Here is a 16,497-nt window from a genome sequence, read left to right as displayed (position 1 = left end):
CTTGTGGTGGATGGGTCTTGCTTTGCGGGTCTTGCTCACACAATTCATTTCGGTTCTCCATGGCACTGCCACGCCCCTTGAAACTGGCGCGTCCCAAAGCGAGGGACACCGAGGAAGGGCCGCCCCGCACCGAGGGTGTCGTCCCCCTCCCTCGCTCAGCGAGTAGAGAGGGGGAAGCCGCGTAGCGGCTCAGGGGGTGTACTGGCTTCGCGCTCTCGGAGCCTGAAACGCTGGATCTTTCCGGTGGCGGTCTTGGGAAGTTCGTCCACGAACTCGATGAAGCGCGGGTACTTGTAGGCGGCCAGGCGCTGCTTCACGAAGGCCTTGAGCTCGGCCTCGGTGGCGCTGCAGCCGTCCTTGAGCACGACGAAGGACTTGGTCTTGAGCAGGCCGTCGGCGTCGGTCTTGCCGATCACGGCGGCCTCCAGCACGGCCGGGTGCTGCATCAGCGTGGCCTCGACCTCGAAGGGCGAGACATAGATGCCGCTGACCTTGAGCATGTCGTCGCTGCGCCCGGCATAGGTGTAGTAGCCATCGGCGTCGCGCACGTACTTGTCGCCGCTCTTGAGCCAGCCGCCCTGGAAGGTCTCGCGCGTCTTGTCGCGGTTGCCCCAGTACATGAGGGCGGCGCTGGGCCCCTGGATGAACAGGTCGCCCACCTCGCCATCGGCCACGGGGCGGCCGTCCTCGCCGCGCAGCTCCACGCGGTAGCCGTCCACCGGCTTGCCCGTGGTGCCGTAGCGGATGTCGCCAGGCCGGTTGGACAGGAAGATGTGCAGCATCTCGGTGGAGCCGATGCCGTCCACGATGTCGGCGCCGAAATGCGCCTTGAAGCGCTGGGCGATCTCGGCCGGCAGCGCCTCGCCGGCCGAGGAGCACATGCGCAGGCTGACCTGCTCGCGCGCGGGCAGCAGCGGCGAGGCCAGCATGCCCGCAAAGCCCGTGGGCGCGCCGAAGAACACCGTAGGCCGGTGCTGCACCCAGCGCGCGAAGGTGGCCTCGGGCGTGGGCCGCTCGGCCATCAGCAGCACGGTGGCGCCCACGCTCAGCGGAAAGCTCAGGGCATTGCCCAGGCCGTAGGCGAAGTAGAGCTTGGCGGCGGAAAAGCAGATGTCGCCCTCGCCCAGGCCCAGCACCGGGCCGCCATAGAGTTCGGCCGTCCAGTACGGATTGGCATGCGTGTGGACCGCGCCCTTGGGCTTGCCCGTGGAGCCCGAGGAATACAGCCAGAAGCCCGGGTCATCGCCCAGCGTGGGCGCCGGTGCGGGCAGCGGCGGCTGCGCCGCCAGCCAGGGCTGCAGGGGCGCAAAGCCTGCGGCGCGCGCCGCCGCTTCGTCGCCGGCCACCCAGACATGGCGCACCTCGTTGGGCGCCCGGTCCAGCGCCTGGCGCAGCAGGGGCAGCAGCGCATCGCAGGTCAGCACGGCCTGGGCGCGGCTGTGGCCCAGCATGTAGGCGTAGTCGTCGGCCGTGAGCAAGGTGTTCACCGCCACCGGCACCACGCCCGCATACAGCGCGCCCAGAAAGGCCACGGCCCATTCATGGCGGTCGTGCATGAGCAGCAGCACGCGCTCCTCGCGGTGGATGCCCGCCGCCAGCAGGCCGCTGGCCATGCGCTGCGCCTGCTGCTGCAGCTGGCCGTAGCTCAGCGTGCCGTGGTCGTCGATGTAGGCGATCTTGCCGGGCCGCCCCTCATTGAGCGCGAACAGGTGCGCGGCGAAATTGAAGGGCTGGGTGAAGTCGATCATCGGGGTCTCCTTCGACATCGGGCATCCGGCCCGACTTGTGATCTTCCGCGCAACATGCAATATTGTGCGTGCACCGGAAAGATAGTTAGAACACCACCGAGCGTCAAGCACTATATTGCATGGCTGGTGTTAACCCCGACTGTTTATCATTCACGCCCTCTTCAAGGAAACTCTATGGACCAGTTCGAGACGGCAGCCCAGTCCGCCGGGGCGGCGGATTCCCTCTCAGAAGCCCCCAGGAACCAGGTGCTGCAGGCGCTGGGCGAGCGTGTGCGCAGCCTGCGCTCGCGCCGGGGCATGACGCGGCGCGCCCTGGCGGCGGCGGCCGATGTCTCGGAGCGCCACCTGGCCAACCTCGAATACGGCACGGGCAATGTGTCGGTGCTGGTCCTGCACCATATTGCACAGGCCCTGCAATGCTCCATGGCCGAGCTGCTGGGCGACGTGACCACCACCAGCGCCGAATGGCTGCTGATCCGCGAACTGCTGGAAGGCCGCGATGAAGAGGACCTGCGCCGCGTGCGCCTGGCCGCAGGCGAGCTGCTGGGCACGGCGCCCAGCGACCGCCAGCGCCACACGCGCATCGCCCTGATCGGCCTGCGCGGCGCGGGCAAGTCCACGCTGGGCCGCATGCTGGCCGAGCAGCTGGGCGTGCCCTTCCTCGAACTCAACCAGGAAATCGAGCGCATTGCGGGCTGCAGCGTGCGCGCCATCCACGACCTGTACGGTGCCAACGCCTACCGCCGCTACGAGCGCCGCGCGCTGGAGGAGGCCGTGCAGATCTACAGCGACGTGGTCATCGCCACGCCGGGCGGCATCGTCTCCGACCCAGCCACCTTCAACGAGCTGCTGTCGCACTGCACCACGGTCTGGCTCAAGGCCCAGCCCGAGGAGCACATGGCCCGCGTCGTGGCCCAGGGCGACACCCGCCCCATGGCCGCCAATCCCGAGGCCATGGACGATCTGCGCAGCATCCTCGAAGGCCGCGCCGGCTTCTACGCCAAGGCCGACCATGTGGTGGATACCAGCGGCCAGACGCTGGAGCAGAGCTTCGATCAGTTGAAGGCACTGTTCCTGCCCGCACGCTGAGACGGCGGCAGCAACCCACGGCATCCAGGCCCCAGGCCTGGATTTTTTTCGCCTGTACTGGCTGGTGTTTACCCTGGATATGGCCAAAACACGCACTATCGTGCGTGTTGCTGCGTGCATTTTTGTGATGAATCTGCATAATTGTGCCTGCACCGTATCTGCGACTGCACTATTTTTCATCCAAGAGGCCGTCCATGCACCCGTCCAGCCCCACTGTCGATTACCGCACCGAGCCCGCCCAGTACCGCCACTGGTCGTTCACCGTCGAGGGCGCCATCGCCCGCATGCAGCTGAACATCGCCGAGGACGGCGGCATACGGCCCGGCTACAAGCTCAAGCTCAACAGCTACGACCTGGGCGTGGACATCGAGCTGCACGACGCGCTCAACCGCATCCGCTTCGAGCATCCGCAGGTGCGCACCGTCATCGTCACCAGCGGGCGCGACCGCATCTTCTGCTCGGGCGCCAACATCTTCATGCTGGGCGTGTCCAGCCATGCCTGGAAGGTGAACTTCTGCAAGTTCACGAACGAGACGCGCAACGGCATCGAGGACAGTTCGCGCCACTCGGGCCTGAAGTTCCTGGCCGCCGTCAACGGCGCCTGCGCAGGCGGCGGCTACGAGCTGGCCCTGGCCTGCGACGACATCGTGCTGATCGACGACCGCTCCTCCTCCGTCTCCCTGCCCGAGGTGCCGCTGCTGGGCGTGCTGCCCGGCACGGGCGGCCTCACGCGCGTGACCGACAAGCGCCATGTGCGCCATGACCTGGCCGACATCTTCTGCACCAGCGTCGAAGGCGTGCGCGGCCAGCGCGCGGTGGACTGGCGCCTGGTGGATGCCGTGGCCAAGCCCGCGCAGTTCGAGGCCGTGGTGGCCGAGCGCGCGCAGCGCCTGGCCGAGGGCAGCACGCGCCCCGCCAATGCGCAGGGCATCACGCTCAAGCGCCTGGAACGCGAGGCCACGGACGACGCGCTGCACTACCGCCATGTCAGCGTGCAGATCGACCGCGCGCGCCGCAGCGCCACGCTGACCGTGAAGGCGCCCACGCTTGGGCAAGGCCCGCAGCCCGCCAGCATCGAAGCCATCGAGCAGGCCGGCGACGCCTGGTGGCCGCTGGCCATGGGCCGCGAGCTGGACGACGCCATCCTGCACCTGCGCACCAACGAGCTGGACGTGGGCACCTGGCTGCTCAAGACCGAAGGCGATGCCGCCGCCGTGCTGGCCGCAGGCGCCGCCCTGCTGGCCCACCAGGACCACTGGCTGGCGCGCGAGACGCTGGGCCTGCTGCGCCGCAGCTTTGCGCGGCTGGATGTGTCCTCGCGCACGCTGTTCGCGCTGATCGAGCCCGGCTCCTGCTTCGTGGGCATGCTGGCCGAGCTGGCCTTCGCGGCCGACCGCGCCTACATGCTGGTGCTGCCCGATGACACCGAGCGCGCCCCGCGCATCCAGCTGGACGAATTCAATTTCGGCCTGCTGCCCCTGGTCAACGACCAGTCGCGCCTGCAGCGCCGCTTCTACGAGGAGGCCGCGCCGCTGGAGGCCGCGCGCGCCGCCACGGGCCGCGCGCTGGACGGCGACCAGGCCCTGGCCCTGGGCCTGGTCACGGCCGCGCCCGACGACATCGACTGGGACGACGAAATCCGCATCGCCATGGAAGAGCGCGCCGCCATGTCGCCCGATGCGCTCACGGGCCTGGAGGCCAACCTGCGCTTTGCCAGCCGCGAGAACATGGTCACGCGCATCTTCGGGCGCCTGTCGGCCTGGCAGAACTGGATCTTCAACCGCCCCAATGCCGTGGGCGACAAGGGCGCTCTCAAGCTCTACGGCACGGGCCAGAAGGCCGGCTTCGACTTCAACCGCGTCTGACCGCAGGCACGCCCCGAAACATCCACGGAGACCCCACCATGAGCGCCATCAACTACAGCGAGAAGATCCCCAACAACGTCAACCTCGGCGAAGACCGCACCCTGCAGCGCGCGCTGGAGAGCTGGCAGCCCAACTTCCTGAACTGGTGGGGCGACGTGGGCCCCGAAGGCTCCACCGACTACGACGTCTACCTGCGCACCGCCATCAGCGTGGACCCGCAGGGCTGGGCCCAGTTCGGCCACGTGAAGATGCGCGACTACCGCTGGGGCATCTTCCTGAACCCGGCCGAGGCCGACCGCAAGGTGCACTTCGGCGACCACGCGGGCGAGAAGGCCTGGCAGGACGTGCCCGGCGAGCACCGCGCCAACCTGCGCCGCATCATCGTCACCCAGGGCGATACCGAGCCCGCCTCGGTGGAGCAGCAGCGCCACCTGGGCCTGACCGCGCCGTCCATGTACGACCTGCGCAACCTGTTCCAGGTCAACGTCGAGGAAGGCCGCCACCTGTGGGCCATGGTCTACCTGCTGCACAAGCATTTCGGCCGCGACGGCCGCGAGGAGGCCGAGGCCCTGCTGGAACGCCAGTCCGGCGACGAGAACAACCCGCGCATCCTGGGCGCCTTCAACGAGAAGACGCCCGACTGGCTGTCCTTCTTCATGTTCACCTACTTCACCGACCGCGACGGCAAGTTCCAGCTGGCCGCGCTGGCCGAAAGCGCCTTCGACCCGCTGGCGCGCACCACCAAGTTCATGCTGACCGAGGAGGCCCACCACATGTTCGTGGGCGAGTCCGGTGTCTCGCGCGTGCTGCAGCGCACCTGCCAGGTCATGAACGAGCTGCGCACCGACGACGTGGGCCGCCTGCGCGCGGCCGGCGTGATCGACCTGCCCACGCTGCAGCGCTACCTGAACTTCCACTACAGCGTGACCATCGACCTGTTCGGCGCCGACCAGTCCAGCAATGCCGCCACCTTCTACAGCAGCGGCCTCAAGGGCCGCTACGAGGAAGGCAAGCGCGCGGACGACCACCGCCTGCACGACCAGCACTACAAGGTGCTGGAAGTGGTGGACGGCAGGCTGCAGGAAAAGGAAGTACCCATGCTCAACGCGCTCAACGAGGTGCTGCGCGACGACTACATCAAGGACTCCAACGCGGGCGTGGGCCGCTGGAACAAGGTCATGGAAAAGGCCGGCATCGACTTCCGCCTCACCGTGCCGCACAAGGCCTTCAACCGCCAGATCGGCGCGCTGGCGGGCGTGCGCATGAGCCCCGACGGCCGCGTGGTCAGCGAGCAGGAATGGCGCATGCGCGAGGACGAATGGCTGCCCTCGGACGCCGACCGCGCCTTCGTCGCCTCGCTCATGGGCCGCTGCGTGGAGCCGGGCCAGTTCGCGGGCTGGATCGCGCCGCCGGTCATGGGCATCAACCGCCAGCCCGTGGATTTCGAATACGTGCGCTTCAACTGAAGCGCCGCGCCAGCAGGGAGTCGCCCATGACAGTCGCCTTGGTAGAACACGGCATCCTCACCCAGCACCTGATCGACCCGGAGATCTGCATCCGCTGCAACACCTGCGAGGCCACCTGCCCCGTGGGCGCCATCACGCACGATGACCGCAACTACGTGGTACAGGCCGAGCAGTGCAACGGCTGCATGGACTGCGTCTCGCCCTGCCCCACGGGCGCCATCGACAACTGGCGCAAGGTGCCGCTGGCGAGCGCCTATCCCGTGGCCGAGCAGCTGCTCTGGGACGAGCTGCCCGAGGAACTGCCGCCTGAGGCGCTGGTTCAGGCACGGGCCCAGGCACAGGACACAGGGGGCGCGCCTGCCGCCGAGGACCTGAGCCAGGCCCAGGCCGTGATCGCGGCGGCCGCCACGCGCGGTGCGGATGCGGCCCGGCCCGATGACCAGGCCGATACCCAGGTGTTGCGCAGCGCCAGCTACGGCGCCACCGTGCCGCCCTGGTCAGCCGCCCATCCGTACACCAACCTGCATGGCCCCAGGAGCCCCGTCACGGCCACCGTGGTCGGCAACCTCAACTGCACGGAGGCGGGCTTCGACAGCGAGACCCACCACATCGTGCTGGACTTCGGCAGCCAGCCGTTCCCCGTGCTCGAAGGCCAGTCCATCGCCGTCATCGCGCCCGGCACCGATGCCCAGGGCCGCCCGCATGTGGCGCGCCAGTACTCGGTGGCAAGTGCGCGCAATGGCGAGCGGCCCGGCTACAACAACCTGGCGCTGACCGTGAAACGCGTCACCCAGGACCACCAGGGCCGCCCCGTGCGCGGCGTGGCCAGCAACTACCTGTGCGACGCACGCATCGGCGACAGGGTCCAGGTCATAGGCCCGTTCGGCCAGTCGTTCCTGATGCCCAACCATCCCCGCTCGCACATCGTGATGATCTGCACGGGCACGGGCAGCGCCCCCATGCGCGCCATGACCGAATGGCGCAGGCGGCTGCGCAAGAGCGGCAGGTTCGAGGGCGGCAAGCTCATGCTGTTCTTCGGCGCACGCACGCCGCAGGAGCTGCCCTACTTCGGCCCGCTGCAAAGCCTGCCGCGCGACTTCATCGACAACAACCTGGCCTTCTCGCGCGTGGCCGGCCAGCCCCGGCGCTACGTGCAGGACCTGCTGCGCGAACGTGCGGCCGACCTGGCGGCCCTGCTGCGCGACGACAACGCGCACTTCTACGTCTGCGGGCTCAAGAGCATGGAGGAAGGCGTGGTGCTGGCACTGCGCGACGTGGCGCAGCAAGCCGGGCTGGACTGGGAACAGGTCGGTACACGCCTCAAGCGCGAAGGCCGGCTGCATCTGGAAACTTATTGAATCGCTACAGGCCCATACGCATCGCTGGCCAGGGCCTGGGCCAGTATCCAGGCAGGGTCCACCAGCTCGGCACCGCGCGCCAGCGGCGACTGCGGCAGGGCCAGCGGGATCTCGGTGCAGCCCATGATCACGGGCACATCGCCATGGCGCTGCAGCAGCGGGGCCAGCACCTCGCCGAAGCAGCGCGCGGCCAGGTCCATGTCGCCCTGCTTGACGCCGTCGTAGATGCCCTGCATGAGCCGCGCGCGGCCCTGCGCATCGGGCTGCAGCGCGGTGATGCCGCACTCGGCCAGCGCCGCGTCGTACAGGCCGCTGTCATAGGTGCCCTGCGTGGCCAGCACGATAGCCTGTTGCGCGCCGCCGGCCTGCAGGTGCAGGGCGGCCTGGCGCGCGATGTGCAGCACATGCAGCTGCGGAAACAGCGCCTGCAGCTGCCCATGCCAGGCATGGGCCGTGTTGCAGGCCAGGGCCACGCTGCGCACGCCCAGCGCCGCCATGCGGCCCACGCCCTGCAGCAGGTGCTGGGCCGGCCCCGTGGGCGACTGCGGGTCCGCGCGCAGCGCCGCGCTGCGGTCGGGCATGGGCAGCTGCACCAGCCAGTGCTCGGGATAGGCCTGGTCATGCACGGGCAGGCCCTGCTGCTGCAGGTGCGCCGTGCAGGCCTGCACGAACAGGCGCACGAAATCCGCGCCTGCGGCCGGGCCCATGCCCCCGAGAATGCCCACCGCGCGCGGGGGCTGAAGCTGCTGCTGCATGCTGCGATCCAAAATCAAAAAGCAGGTTTGTCGCTGAGGTCCTGCAGGTTTTTCTGCAACTGCTCGCTCATCGGCAGGCCCAGGGCCACGTTCCTCGGGGCAATGGGCTGCATGAACCACTTGTCATACAGCCTGGCGAACGCGCCCGACTTCATCATGTCGCCGATCACGCCATCGACCAACTGCTTGAACTGGGCATCGTCCTTGCGCAGCATGCAGGCATAGGGCTCGACCTGCAGCGAGTCGGCCACCACCTCGAAGTCCCCGGGGTTCTTGGCCGTGGGGATCAGGCCGAAGAGCAGGATGTCGTCCATGCCGAAGGCCGCGGCGCGGTCGTTCTCCACCAGCAGGAAGCCGTCCGCATGGTCCTTGGCCATGACGATGTTCATGCCCCAGGCCTTGTCGGCATTGGCCTTGCGCAGCACCTGCAGGTTGGTGGTTCCCGTGGTGATGGCCACGGTCTTGTCCTTGAGGTCGGCGTAGTTTTTGATGCCCGAACTCTTCTTCACCAGCAGCCGCGTGCCCGTGTAGAAATGGTTGATGGCAAAGGCCACCTCCTTGCCGCGCACTGTGTTGTTGGTGGTCGAGCCGCATTCCAGGTCGATGGTGCCGTTGGCCAGCAGCGGCATGCGGTTCTGCGAGGTCACGGCCTGCCACTGCACCTTCAGATCGGGCCGGTTCACCGCCTTCTTCACGGCCTCGGCCACGGCCTGGGACATCTCCACCGTCATGCCGATGGGCTTGCCGTTGTCCAGGTAGCTGAAGGGCACGGAGGACTCGCGGTAGGCCAGCGTGATGCGGCCGCTGTCGCGCACCTTGGCCAGCGTGTCGGCATGGGCCGCAGCCAGGCCTCCCAGGGCCAGGGCCGCGCACAGCGCGGTGGTGTGAAGTTGCATGCTTGTCTCCTCGTCTTTGGTGGATGTGCGGCCAGTGTAGGAAGGGCGGCGGCCTTTGCGGAATGACAATATCGGGCCGGTCCATGCCCGCCGGTTATGGGCTGGCCGCCTGCCCGCAGCAGCAGCCCCCGGCCATAACCTGCGTGCATGGCCCGTGTGCCAAATGCCATGGCCCGGCCTGCCGCGCGCGGCCTACAGTGCAGCTGCATGGAGAAACGATCAATGCATGTCTGCATCGTGGGCGCCGGCATCGTCGGCCTGGCAACGGCCTGGGCGCTGCGGCAGGCCGGCCACCGCATCACCGTGCTGGACCGCGCACCGGGCCCCGCCCAGGGCGCCAGCGGCGGCAATGGCGCGCAGCTGAGCTATTCCTACGTGCAGCCGCTGGCCGATCCCGGCATCTGGAAGATGCTGCCCCGCCTGCTGCTGCAAAAGGATTCGCCGCTGGCCTTCCGCCTGCGCGCCGACCCCGCGCAGTGGGCCTGGGGACTGCGCTTTCTGGGCGCCTGCAATGCCCATGCCTCGGCCGAAGGCACGCGCGCCCTGCTGGCCCTGGCCGCCGAAAGCCGCCAGGCCTTCGAGTCGCTCCAGGCCGTCGAAGCACTGGCCTGCGACCTGCACACGCCGGGCAAGCTGGTGCTCTACCCCACCCAGCAGGCGCTGGATGCCGCCGCGCAGCAGGTGGCGCTGCAAGCGGGCCTGGGCGGCGCGCCGCAGCGCATCGTCAACGCCGCCGAAGTGGCGCGCATCGAACCCGCGCTCGCCGGCTACGCCCAGCGCATTGCAGGCGCCGTACACACGCCCAGCGAGGCCGCCGCCGACTGCCGCCTGCTGTGCGAACAACTGGCCGCCCGGCTCACCGCACGCGGCGCCGAACTGCGCTACGGCGTGGAGCTGCAGGGCTTCGAGCGCGAAGGCGACGCCATCACCGGCCTGCGCACCGCCGCAGGCCCGCTGCCGCTGCGCGCCGACCACTACGTGCTGGCCAGCGGCTGGGAAAGCGCGGTCCACGCGCGACAGCTGGGCCTGCGCATTCCCGTCTATCCGCTCAAGGGCTACAGCATCACCGCCGATGCCGCCGCGCAGCTGCCGCACGCCGCGCCCCGGGTCAGCGTCACCGACACCGCACGCAAGGTCGTCTTCGCACGCATCGGCGAACGCCTGCGCGTGGCCGGCATGGTGGAGATCGTGGGCCGGGACACGCGCACCGACCCGCGCCGCATCGCCAGCCTGCGCCGCTCCACGCAGGAGGTCTTCGCCGACCTGCCGCTGGACGGCAACCTCCACCCCTGGACCGGCATGCGCCCCGCCACACCCACCGGCCTGCCCCTCACCGGCCGCCAGCGCGGCGGTCCGCGCAACCTGTGGCTGCAGACGGGGCATGGCGCGCTGGGGCTGACGCTGGCGTTCGGGTCGGCGCAGAGGCTGGTGGGGCAGATGGAGCAGGCCTGAAACCCGCAGGCCTCAACCAGCCAGCAACTCGCGCAAGGCCTTGCGCATTTCCTCGGTCATTGCCCGTGCCAGCACCGACCCTGGACGCTGGGGCAGGCTCAGGGCATTCACACCCACCGTGATGCGCGGCAGCAGGGGCACGACATGGACCTTGCGGCTGTCGGCGGCCAGGGCGGTGCAGCCGTCCATGATGGCGGCGCCCAGGCCGTACTCGGCCATGGACAGGGCCGCGTGGTAGGTCTGCACGGTGACCACGGGCGACAGGCCCACGCCGTGCTCGCGGCAGGCCTGGCCCAGGCGCATGCCCAGCGGGTCGCGCGCATCAAGCGCGACCACGGGCAGCTCGGCCAGGTCCTTGAGCTCCATGCCCTCTTCGCGCACGCGCGAGGGCGGCAGCAGGCCCTTGGGCAGCACGCAGAACATGTCCACCTCGGCCAGCAGCTCATGCTCCAGCGCGGGCTGGCCCACGGAGCTGATGACGAAGCCCACGTCGGCCTCCTGCAGCAGCAGGGCCGAGACCACCTGGGGGGTGTGCAGTGCCTGCACATGGACCTGCACCTGCGGGTGGCGGCGCCGAAAGCCGGCCACGGCGCGCGGCAGCACCTCGCGGCTGAGCGCGAAGACGGTGAGCACGGTGAGCCGGTCCGCTGCCCGGCCATGGCGCAGGTTGTCGGCCAGACGCTGGACCTCGTCGAGCTGCTCGAACAGCTTCTCGATGTGGGGGAACAGCGCCAGCGCCTCATTGGTGGGCGTGAGCCGCCCGCGTGCGCGCTGGAACAGCGCAAAGCCCAGCTGCAGCTCCGCATGCTGCAGGGTGCGGCTGACGGCCGGCTGGGTGATGTTGATCAGCCGTGCGGCAGCGCTGACGCTGCCGGTCTGCATGACGGCATTGAAGACCTCGATGTGGCGCAGGCGCATGGGCCGTCCTCAGCACGGTCACTCTTGAGCGGACTGCGCGCGCGCCAGCCGCTCGCTTTTCCAGTACACGTCGTCGCCGCCATCCATGCGGTTGAGCACGCGTGCCAGCACGAACAGCAGGTCGGACAGGCGGTTCAGGTATTGGCGCGGCGCGGGCCGCATGGCCTCGCCCTGCTCCAGCGCCACCACCATGCGCTCGGCACGGCGCGCCACGGTGCGGCAGACATGGGCCTGGGCCGCTGCGCGGCTGCCGGCCGGCAGGATGAATTCCTGCAGCCGGGGCAGCTGCGCGTTGTAGTGGGCCAGCGCTTCATCGAGCTGCAGCAGGGCCTCGTCCTTGAGCAGTTCATAGCCGGGAATGGACAGCTCGCCGCCGAGGTTGAACAGCTGGTGCTGCACATCGACCAGCAGCTCGCGCACGTCCTCGGGCAGGGCCTCGCACAGCAGCAGGCCGATGTGGGAATTGAGCTCGTCCACATCGCCCATGGCGTGCGGGCGGCCGCTGTTCTTGGAGACGCGCGTGTTGTCGCCCAGGCCCGTGCTGCCGTCGTCTCCGGTGCGCGTGGCGATCTGTGTCAAACGGTTGCCCATGGGCGTTCTCCTTGGCGGTGCGGGGGTGGAAAGCCGGACCCGTAACGGCCCAACACCCAATTGTGCGTTACAGGCGGCACGCAAATGTTGTAGCAGGCAACAGCCGGCAAAAGTGCTGGCCCTGCTGCGCTGCAACAGGTGGAATGCAGTCATGTTCCACGTTCGACAAGGAGTTCGACACATGACCTCTCAACTGCGCAAAGTCTCTGGTTTTGAAATCCGCAGCGTGATGTTGTTCGCGGCCATTTCGCTGGGCAGCGTTGCTGCCATGGCGCAGACATCTACTCCCGCTGCGCCTCCTTCGCAGGCCTCCTTTGGAGCCGGTAGCGGTCCTGCCACCGGCGTACAAGCAGCGCCGGCCCCTTCGTCGGCCGGCGCCAACGAGGTGCAGGCCGCATTCGACCGCGCCGACACCAACCGGGACGGCAAGCTGAGCAAGAAGGAGGCCGAGGCCCTGCCCGCCGTGAGCAGCAATTTCGCCCAGATCGATGCCGACAAGAACGGATCGCTGTCGCGCGATGAATTCAGCAAGGCTGTCCAGCCGCGCTGACACCCGGATGCCTGGCGGCTGACCCACACGGTTGGGCGACAGGGCCGGTGGTATTCTTTCCAGTTCCCCCTGGAGAACACCGATGAACGCCCCTGTCGCCCCCGTCCGCCTGCAGCCTGACTTCGCTCAGCGCCCCATTCCCGAAGCCTTCCTCCAAGCCCTGGCCCAGCGTTTCGGCGCCCAGTGCTCCACGGCTTTGGCGGTGCGCGAACAGCACGGCCGCGACGAGGGCGCCATCCAGGCGCCCCCGCCTGCGGCCGTGGTCTTTGCCGAAAGCACGCAGGACGTGCAGGACGCGCTGAAGCTGGCCGACCAGCATGCCGTGCCGGTCATCCCCTACGGCGCTGGCTCCTCGCTCGAAGGCCATCTGCTGGCCGTCGAGGGCGGCATCAGCCTGGACCTGAGCCGCATGAACCGCATTCTCTCGGTCAACACCGAGGACCTGACGGTCACCGTGCAGCCCGGCATCACGCGCAAGCAGCTCAACGATGCCATCAAGGACACGGGCTTCTTCTTTCCCATCGATCCCGGCGCCGATGCCTCCATCGGCGGCATGACCGCCACGCGCGCCAGCGGCACCAATGCCGTGCGCTACGGCACCATGCGCGAGAACGTGCTGGCGCTGGAACTGGTCACGGCCAGCGGTGAGCTGATGCGCACCGGCACGCGCGCCAAGAAAAGCAGCGCGGGCTACGACCTCACGCGCCTGATCGTGGGCAGCGAGGGCACGCTGGGCGTGGTCACCGAGATCACGGTGCGCCTGTACCCGCTGCCCGAGGCCGTGAGCGCGGCCATCTGCTCCTTCCCCAGCATCGAGGCCGCCGTGCGCACGGTGATCCAGACCATCCAGATGGGCGTGCCGATTGCCCGCGTGGAGCTGGTGGACGTGAACTCGGTGCGCATGGTCAACGCCTACAGCAAGCTCACGCTGCGCGAGGAGCCCATGCTGCTGATGGAGTTCCACGGCTCGCCCACGGGCGTGAAGGAGCAGGCCGAGATGGTGCAGGACATTGCGGGCGAGTTCGGCGGCAATGCCTTCGAATGGGCCGAGCGCCCCGAGGACCGCACGCGATTGTTCACGGCCCGCCACAACGCCTATTTCGCGGCCGTCTCCAGCCGCCCCGGCTGCCGCTGCATCACCACCGACGCCTGCGTGCCCATCAGCCGCCTGGCCGATGCGCTGCTGGACTCGGTGCGCGAGGCCGACGACAGCGGCATTCCCTACTTCCTCGTCGGCCACGTGGGCGACGGCAACTTCCACTTCGGCTACCTGATCGACCCGGACAACGAGGATGAGCGCTCGCGCGCCGAGCAGCTCAACCACCAGCTGGTGTCGCGCTCCATTGCGCTGGGCGGCACCTGCACGGGCGAGCACGGCGTGGGCATCCACAAGATGGATTTCCTGCGCGAGGAAGCCGGCGACGGCGCGGTGCAGATGATGCGTTCCATCAAGCAGGCGCTGGACCCGAAGAACATCCTGAACCCCGGCAAGATCTTCAGCCTCTGAGTCCCTCCGCCGCAGCTTTCTCGCGCAGGAAGTCGATCAGCGTGGTGATGGCCCGCGTCTGGTAGTGGGACGGCATGTACAGCAGGTACTGGCGCGTGGCCAGAAAGTCCAGGCTGCCCGGCGGCAGCGGCAGGCGCTCAAGCGCGCCGCTGGCCAGTTCGGCCGCCACCATGTAGCGCGGCACCACGGCCACGCCCAGGCCCTGCAGCACGGCATCGCGCAGGAAGTGGAAGTTGGGCGACATCAGGCGCGGGCGTATGCGCAGCTCGGTGGGCCGGGCGCCGTTCATGCCGGCCGTGCGCAGCTTCTGGCCCGTGAGCGCCGAGGTGATCAGCGGCACGCGCTTGAGCGCCAGCAGCGAGTCGGGGTGGCCATGCTGCGCCAGGAACTGCGGCGTGGCGCAGGCCTCGTAGAGCACGTCGCCAAGCTTGCAGGCCACCAGGCTTTCGGGCGGCTCGGTCATCACGCGCACGGCGAAGTCCACCGCGCCCTGCATCAGGTCCTCGATGTCGTTGTCGAAGATCACCTCCAGCGTGATGCCCGGGTGCATGCGCATGAACTCCGTCAGCCAGCCCGACATCTGCAGCTGGCCGTAGCCGCTGGGCACGCTCAGCCGCACGGTGCCCTGCAGGCTCTGGCCCAGGCTGTCCACCGACTCGGCCGCCGCCATGACCTCCTGGCGTATCGCGCGGCCATGCGCGTACAGGCGCAGGCCCAGCTCGGTGGGCTCGACCTGGCGCGTGGTGCGGCGCAGCAGCTGCTGGCCGATCTGGCGCTCGAACTGGTTGAGCCGGTGGCTGACGTTGGCGCGGCTCATGCCCAGGCGCACGGCGGCGCGGCTCAGGTTGCCGGCTTCGATGATGTCCACCAGCAGGGACAGTCCGCCCAGATCCATTGTCAAACCTCAGTACACACAATGTCCATTTTTTAGCACGATTGTCAAAGTCAATAAACGAATGAAGAATGCGGGCCTGCCCGGGCATCACCGGCCCGTTGCGGTTTTCGTGGTTCGACAAGGTTTCGCATGAGTGCTCTCCCCTCTTCCCTGCCGCTGGACGGCGTGCGCGTCCTGGATCTTTCGCGCGTGCTGGCCGGCCCCATGTGTGCCATGGCGCTGGCCGACCTGGGTGCCGATGTCGTCAAGGTCGAGCACCCGGGCCGCGGCGACGACACGCGCGACTGGGGCGTGCGCGTGGGCCAGCGCAACACCTCCTACTTCAACAGCGCCAACCGCAACAAGCGCTCGGTCACGCTGGACCTGCAGGCCGAAGAGGGCCTGCGCATCGCACGCGAGCTGGCGGCCGACAGCGATGTGGTCATCCAGAACTTCAAGGTCGGCGGCGCCGAGAAGCTGGGCCTGGGCTACGAGCAGCTGTCGCAGCTGAACCCGCGCCTGGTGTACTGCTCCATCTCGGGCTACTCGCGCAGCGGCCCCGAGGCCACGCGGCCCGGCTACGACCTGGTGGTGCAGGGCGAGTCCGGCATCATGGCCATGAACGGCGAGCAGGGCCAGGGCCCGCTGAAGTTCGGCGTGGCCGCCGTGGACATGTTCACGGGCATGTACTCGGCCCAGGCCATCCTGGCCGCGCTCTACGAGCGCGAGCGCAGCGGGCGCGGTCGCCATGTGCAGATGGCCCTGTACGACTGCGGCCTGATGATCACCAGCTACTACGGCATGGAGGCCCTGCTCAAGGCCGGCGACCCGCCCAAGTTCGGCAACGCCCATCCGTCCATCGTGCCCTACGGCGTGTTCGAGGCGGCCGACGGCCCTCTGGTCATCACCGTGGGCAACAACGGCCAGTTCCAGCGCTTTTGCACCGACGTCATCGCCAAGCCCGAGTGGGCCGCCGACGAGCGCTTTGCCACCAATACCGCACGCTCGGCAAACCGCGATCTGCTGATGCCGCTGGTGCAGGCCGAGCTGCTGCGCTTCACGCGCGCCCAGCTGCTCGAATGCCTGACGGCCGCGCAGATTCCCTGCGGCGAGGTGCTGGGCCTGTTCGAGGCCCTGAACTCGCAGCGCACGGCCGACGCCGGCCTGCTGCACCGCTTCGAGGACAGCGAGGCCGGCAGCCAGTCCGTGCTGGCCCCGCCCTATGCGCTGGACGGCCAGCGCCTGCCCGTGCGCCGCCCGCCGCCGCACCAGGGCGAACACACCGACGAGGTGCTGCAGCAGCGCCTGGGCCTGGACGAACAGGCCCGCGCCGCGCTGCGCGCCAAAAACATCATCTGAGAGCGCGCAGACGTTCCCACCCAGACCGCTCCACGGCTCTCATTTCCACCCCTTCCCGCTTGAGGAGAC

General features: G+C 68.7%; 14 protein-coding genes. 8 read left to right on the top strand and 6 right to left on the bottom strand.

The window, feature by feature from the left end:
- Positions 1–155: 155 nt before the first annotated feature.
- Complete coding sequence (locus ACRSCF_RS00325; RefSeq protein WP_046238978.1) at positions 156–1,748, bottom strand: benzoate-CoA ligase family protein; 1,593 nt, start codon at positions 1,746–1,748, stop codon at positions 156–158.
- A gap of 174 nt (positions 1,749–1,922) precedes the next feature.
- Here ACRSCF_RS00325 and ACRSCF_RS00320 point away from each other — a divergent pair, with 174 nt between their 5' ends.
- The 4 genes from ACRSCF_RS00320 to boxA all read left to right on the top strand — a co-directional run bounded on the left by ACRSCF_RS00320 (position 1,923) and on the right by boxA (position 7,526).
- Positions 1,923–2,837 carry a helix-turn-helix transcriptional regulator gene (locus ACRSCF_RS00320; protein WP_013799986.1) on the top strand — a complete coding sequence of 305 codons (915 nt, stop codon included), beginning with the start codon at positions 1,923–1,925 and terminating at the stop codon, positions 2,835–2,837.
- 194 nt (positions 2,838–3,031) lie between these two features.
- Positions 3,032–4,702 (top strand): 2,3-epoxybenzoyl-CoA dihydrolase, encoded by a 1,671-nt coding sequence (gene boxC, locus ACRSCF_RS00315; RefSeq protein WP_212645588.1) that lies wholly within the window; start codon positions 3,032–3,034, stop codon positions 4,700–4,702.
- Positions 4,703–4,740: 38 nt separating this feature from the next.
- Positions 4,741–6,168: a benzoyl-CoA 2,3-epoxidase subunit BoxB gene (boxB, locus tag ACRSCF_RS00310; protein ID WP_034365867.1), complete on the top strand. Its 1,428-nt coding sequence runs from the start codon at positions 4,741–4,743 to the stop codon at positions 6,166–6,168.
- A 26-nt stretch (positions 6,169–6,194) separates the two neighbouring features.
- A complete protein-coding gene (gene boxA, locus ACRSCF_RS00305; protein ID WP_034365870.1) occupies positions 6,195–7,526 on the top strand; it encodes a benzoyl-CoA 2,3-epoxidase subunit BoxA in 1,332 nt (443 codons plus the stop codon).
- Here the strand turns inward: boxA and ACRSCF_RS00300 are convergent.
- Together ACRSCF_RS00300 and ACRSCF_RS00295 are read right to left on the bottom strand one after the other, a co-directional pair.
- Positions 7,520–8,281, bottom strand: coding sequence for an aspartate/glutamate racemase family protein (locus ACRSCF_RS00300; protein WP_160851031.1), 762 nt, complete (start codon positions 8,279–8,281; stop codon positions 7,520–7,522). The genes boxA and ACRSCF_RS00300 overlap by 7 nt on opposite strands.
- Positions 8,282–8,295: 14 nt before the next feature.
- Positions 8,296–9,177 (bottom strand): amino acid ABC transporter substrate-binding protein, encoded by an 882-nt coding sequence (locus ACRSCF_RS00295; RefSeq protein ID WP_016447309.1) that lies wholly within the window; start codon positions 9,175–9,177, stop codon positions 8,296–8,298.
- 222 nt (positions 9,178–9,399) lie between these two features.
- Between ACRSCF_RS00295 and ACRSCF_RS00290 the strand changes: the two genes are divergently transcribed.
- Positions 9,400–10,629, top strand: coding sequence for a D-amino acid dehydrogenase (locus tag ACRSCF_RS00290; RefSeq protein WP_016447308.1), 1,230 nt, complete (start codon positions 9,400–9,402; stop codon positions 10,627–10,629).
- A gap of 12 nt (positions 10,630–10,641) precedes the next feature.
- Here ACRSCF_RS00290 and ACRSCF_RS00285 read toward each other — a convergent pair whose 3' ends face one another.
- Positions 10,642–11,547: a LysR substrate-binding domain-containing protein gene (locus ACRSCF_RS00285; protein ID WP_034365873.1), complete on the bottom strand. Its 906-nt coding sequence runs from the start codon at positions 11,545–11,547 to the stop codon at positions 10,642–10,644.
- Positions 11,548–11,565: 18 nt separating this feature from the next.
- Positions 11,566–12,138 carry a cob(I)yrinic acid a,c-diamide adenosyltransferase gene (locus ACRSCF_RS00280; protein WP_016447306.1) on the bottom strand — a complete coding sequence of 191 codons (573 nt, stop codon included), beginning with the start codon at positions 12,136–12,138 and terminating at the stop codon, positions 11,566–11,568.
- 181 nt (positions 12,139–12,319) lie between these two features.
- On the opposite strand from ACRSCF_RS00280, the gene ACRSCF_RS00275 reads away from it, so the two are divergent.
- Both ACRSCF_RS00275 and ACRSCF_RS00270 read left to right on the top strand, forming a co-directional pair.
- Entirely contained in the window at positions 12,320–12,688 is a 369-nt protein-coding gene (locus tag ACRSCF_RS00275; protein ID WP_016447305.1) for an EF-hand domain-containing protein, read from the top strand.
- A gap of 82 nt (positions 12,689–12,770) precedes the next feature.
- Complete coding sequence (locus ACRSCF_RS00270; RefSeq protein WP_013799978.1) at positions 12,771–14,195, top strand: FAD-binding oxidoreductase; 1,425 nt, start codon at positions 12,771–12,773, stop codon at positions 14,193–14,195.
- Here the strand turns inward: ACRSCF_RS00270 and ACRSCF_RS00265 are convergent.
- Positions 14,185–15,090 carry a LysR family transcriptional regulator gene (locus tag ACRSCF_RS00265; RefSeq protein ID WP_016447304.1) on the bottom strand — a complete coding sequence of 302 codons (906 nt, stop codon included), beginning with the start codon at positions 15,088–15,090 and terminating at the stop codon, positions 14,185–14,187. The two genes, ACRSCF_RS00270 and ACRSCF_RS00265, sit on opposite strands and share 11 nt — an antisense overlap.
- Before the next feature lie 129 nt (positions 15,091–15,219).
- On the opposite strand from ACRSCF_RS00265, the gene ACRSCF_RS00260 reads away from it, so the two are divergent.
- The gene (locus tag ACRSCF_RS00260) at positions 15,220–16,428 is read left to right on the top strand and encodes a CaiB/BaiF CoA transferase family protein (RefSeq protein WP_013799976.1); all 1,209 of its coding nucleotides are present in this window, start codon (positions 15,220–15,222) and stop codon (positions 16,426–16,428) included.
- The last annotated feature ends 69 nt before the right edge of the window (positions 16,429–16,497 follow it).

The sequence above is a fragment of the Delftia sp. 11MD genome (assembly GCF_050907895.1).
Lineage (GTDB): Bacteria > Pseudomonadota > Gammaproteobacteria > Burkholderiales > Burkholderiaceae_C > Comamonas > Comamonas tsuruhatensis.
Note: the sequence above shows the minus strand (reverse complement) of the source record. Positions and strands in the feature narration are given on the sequence as shown.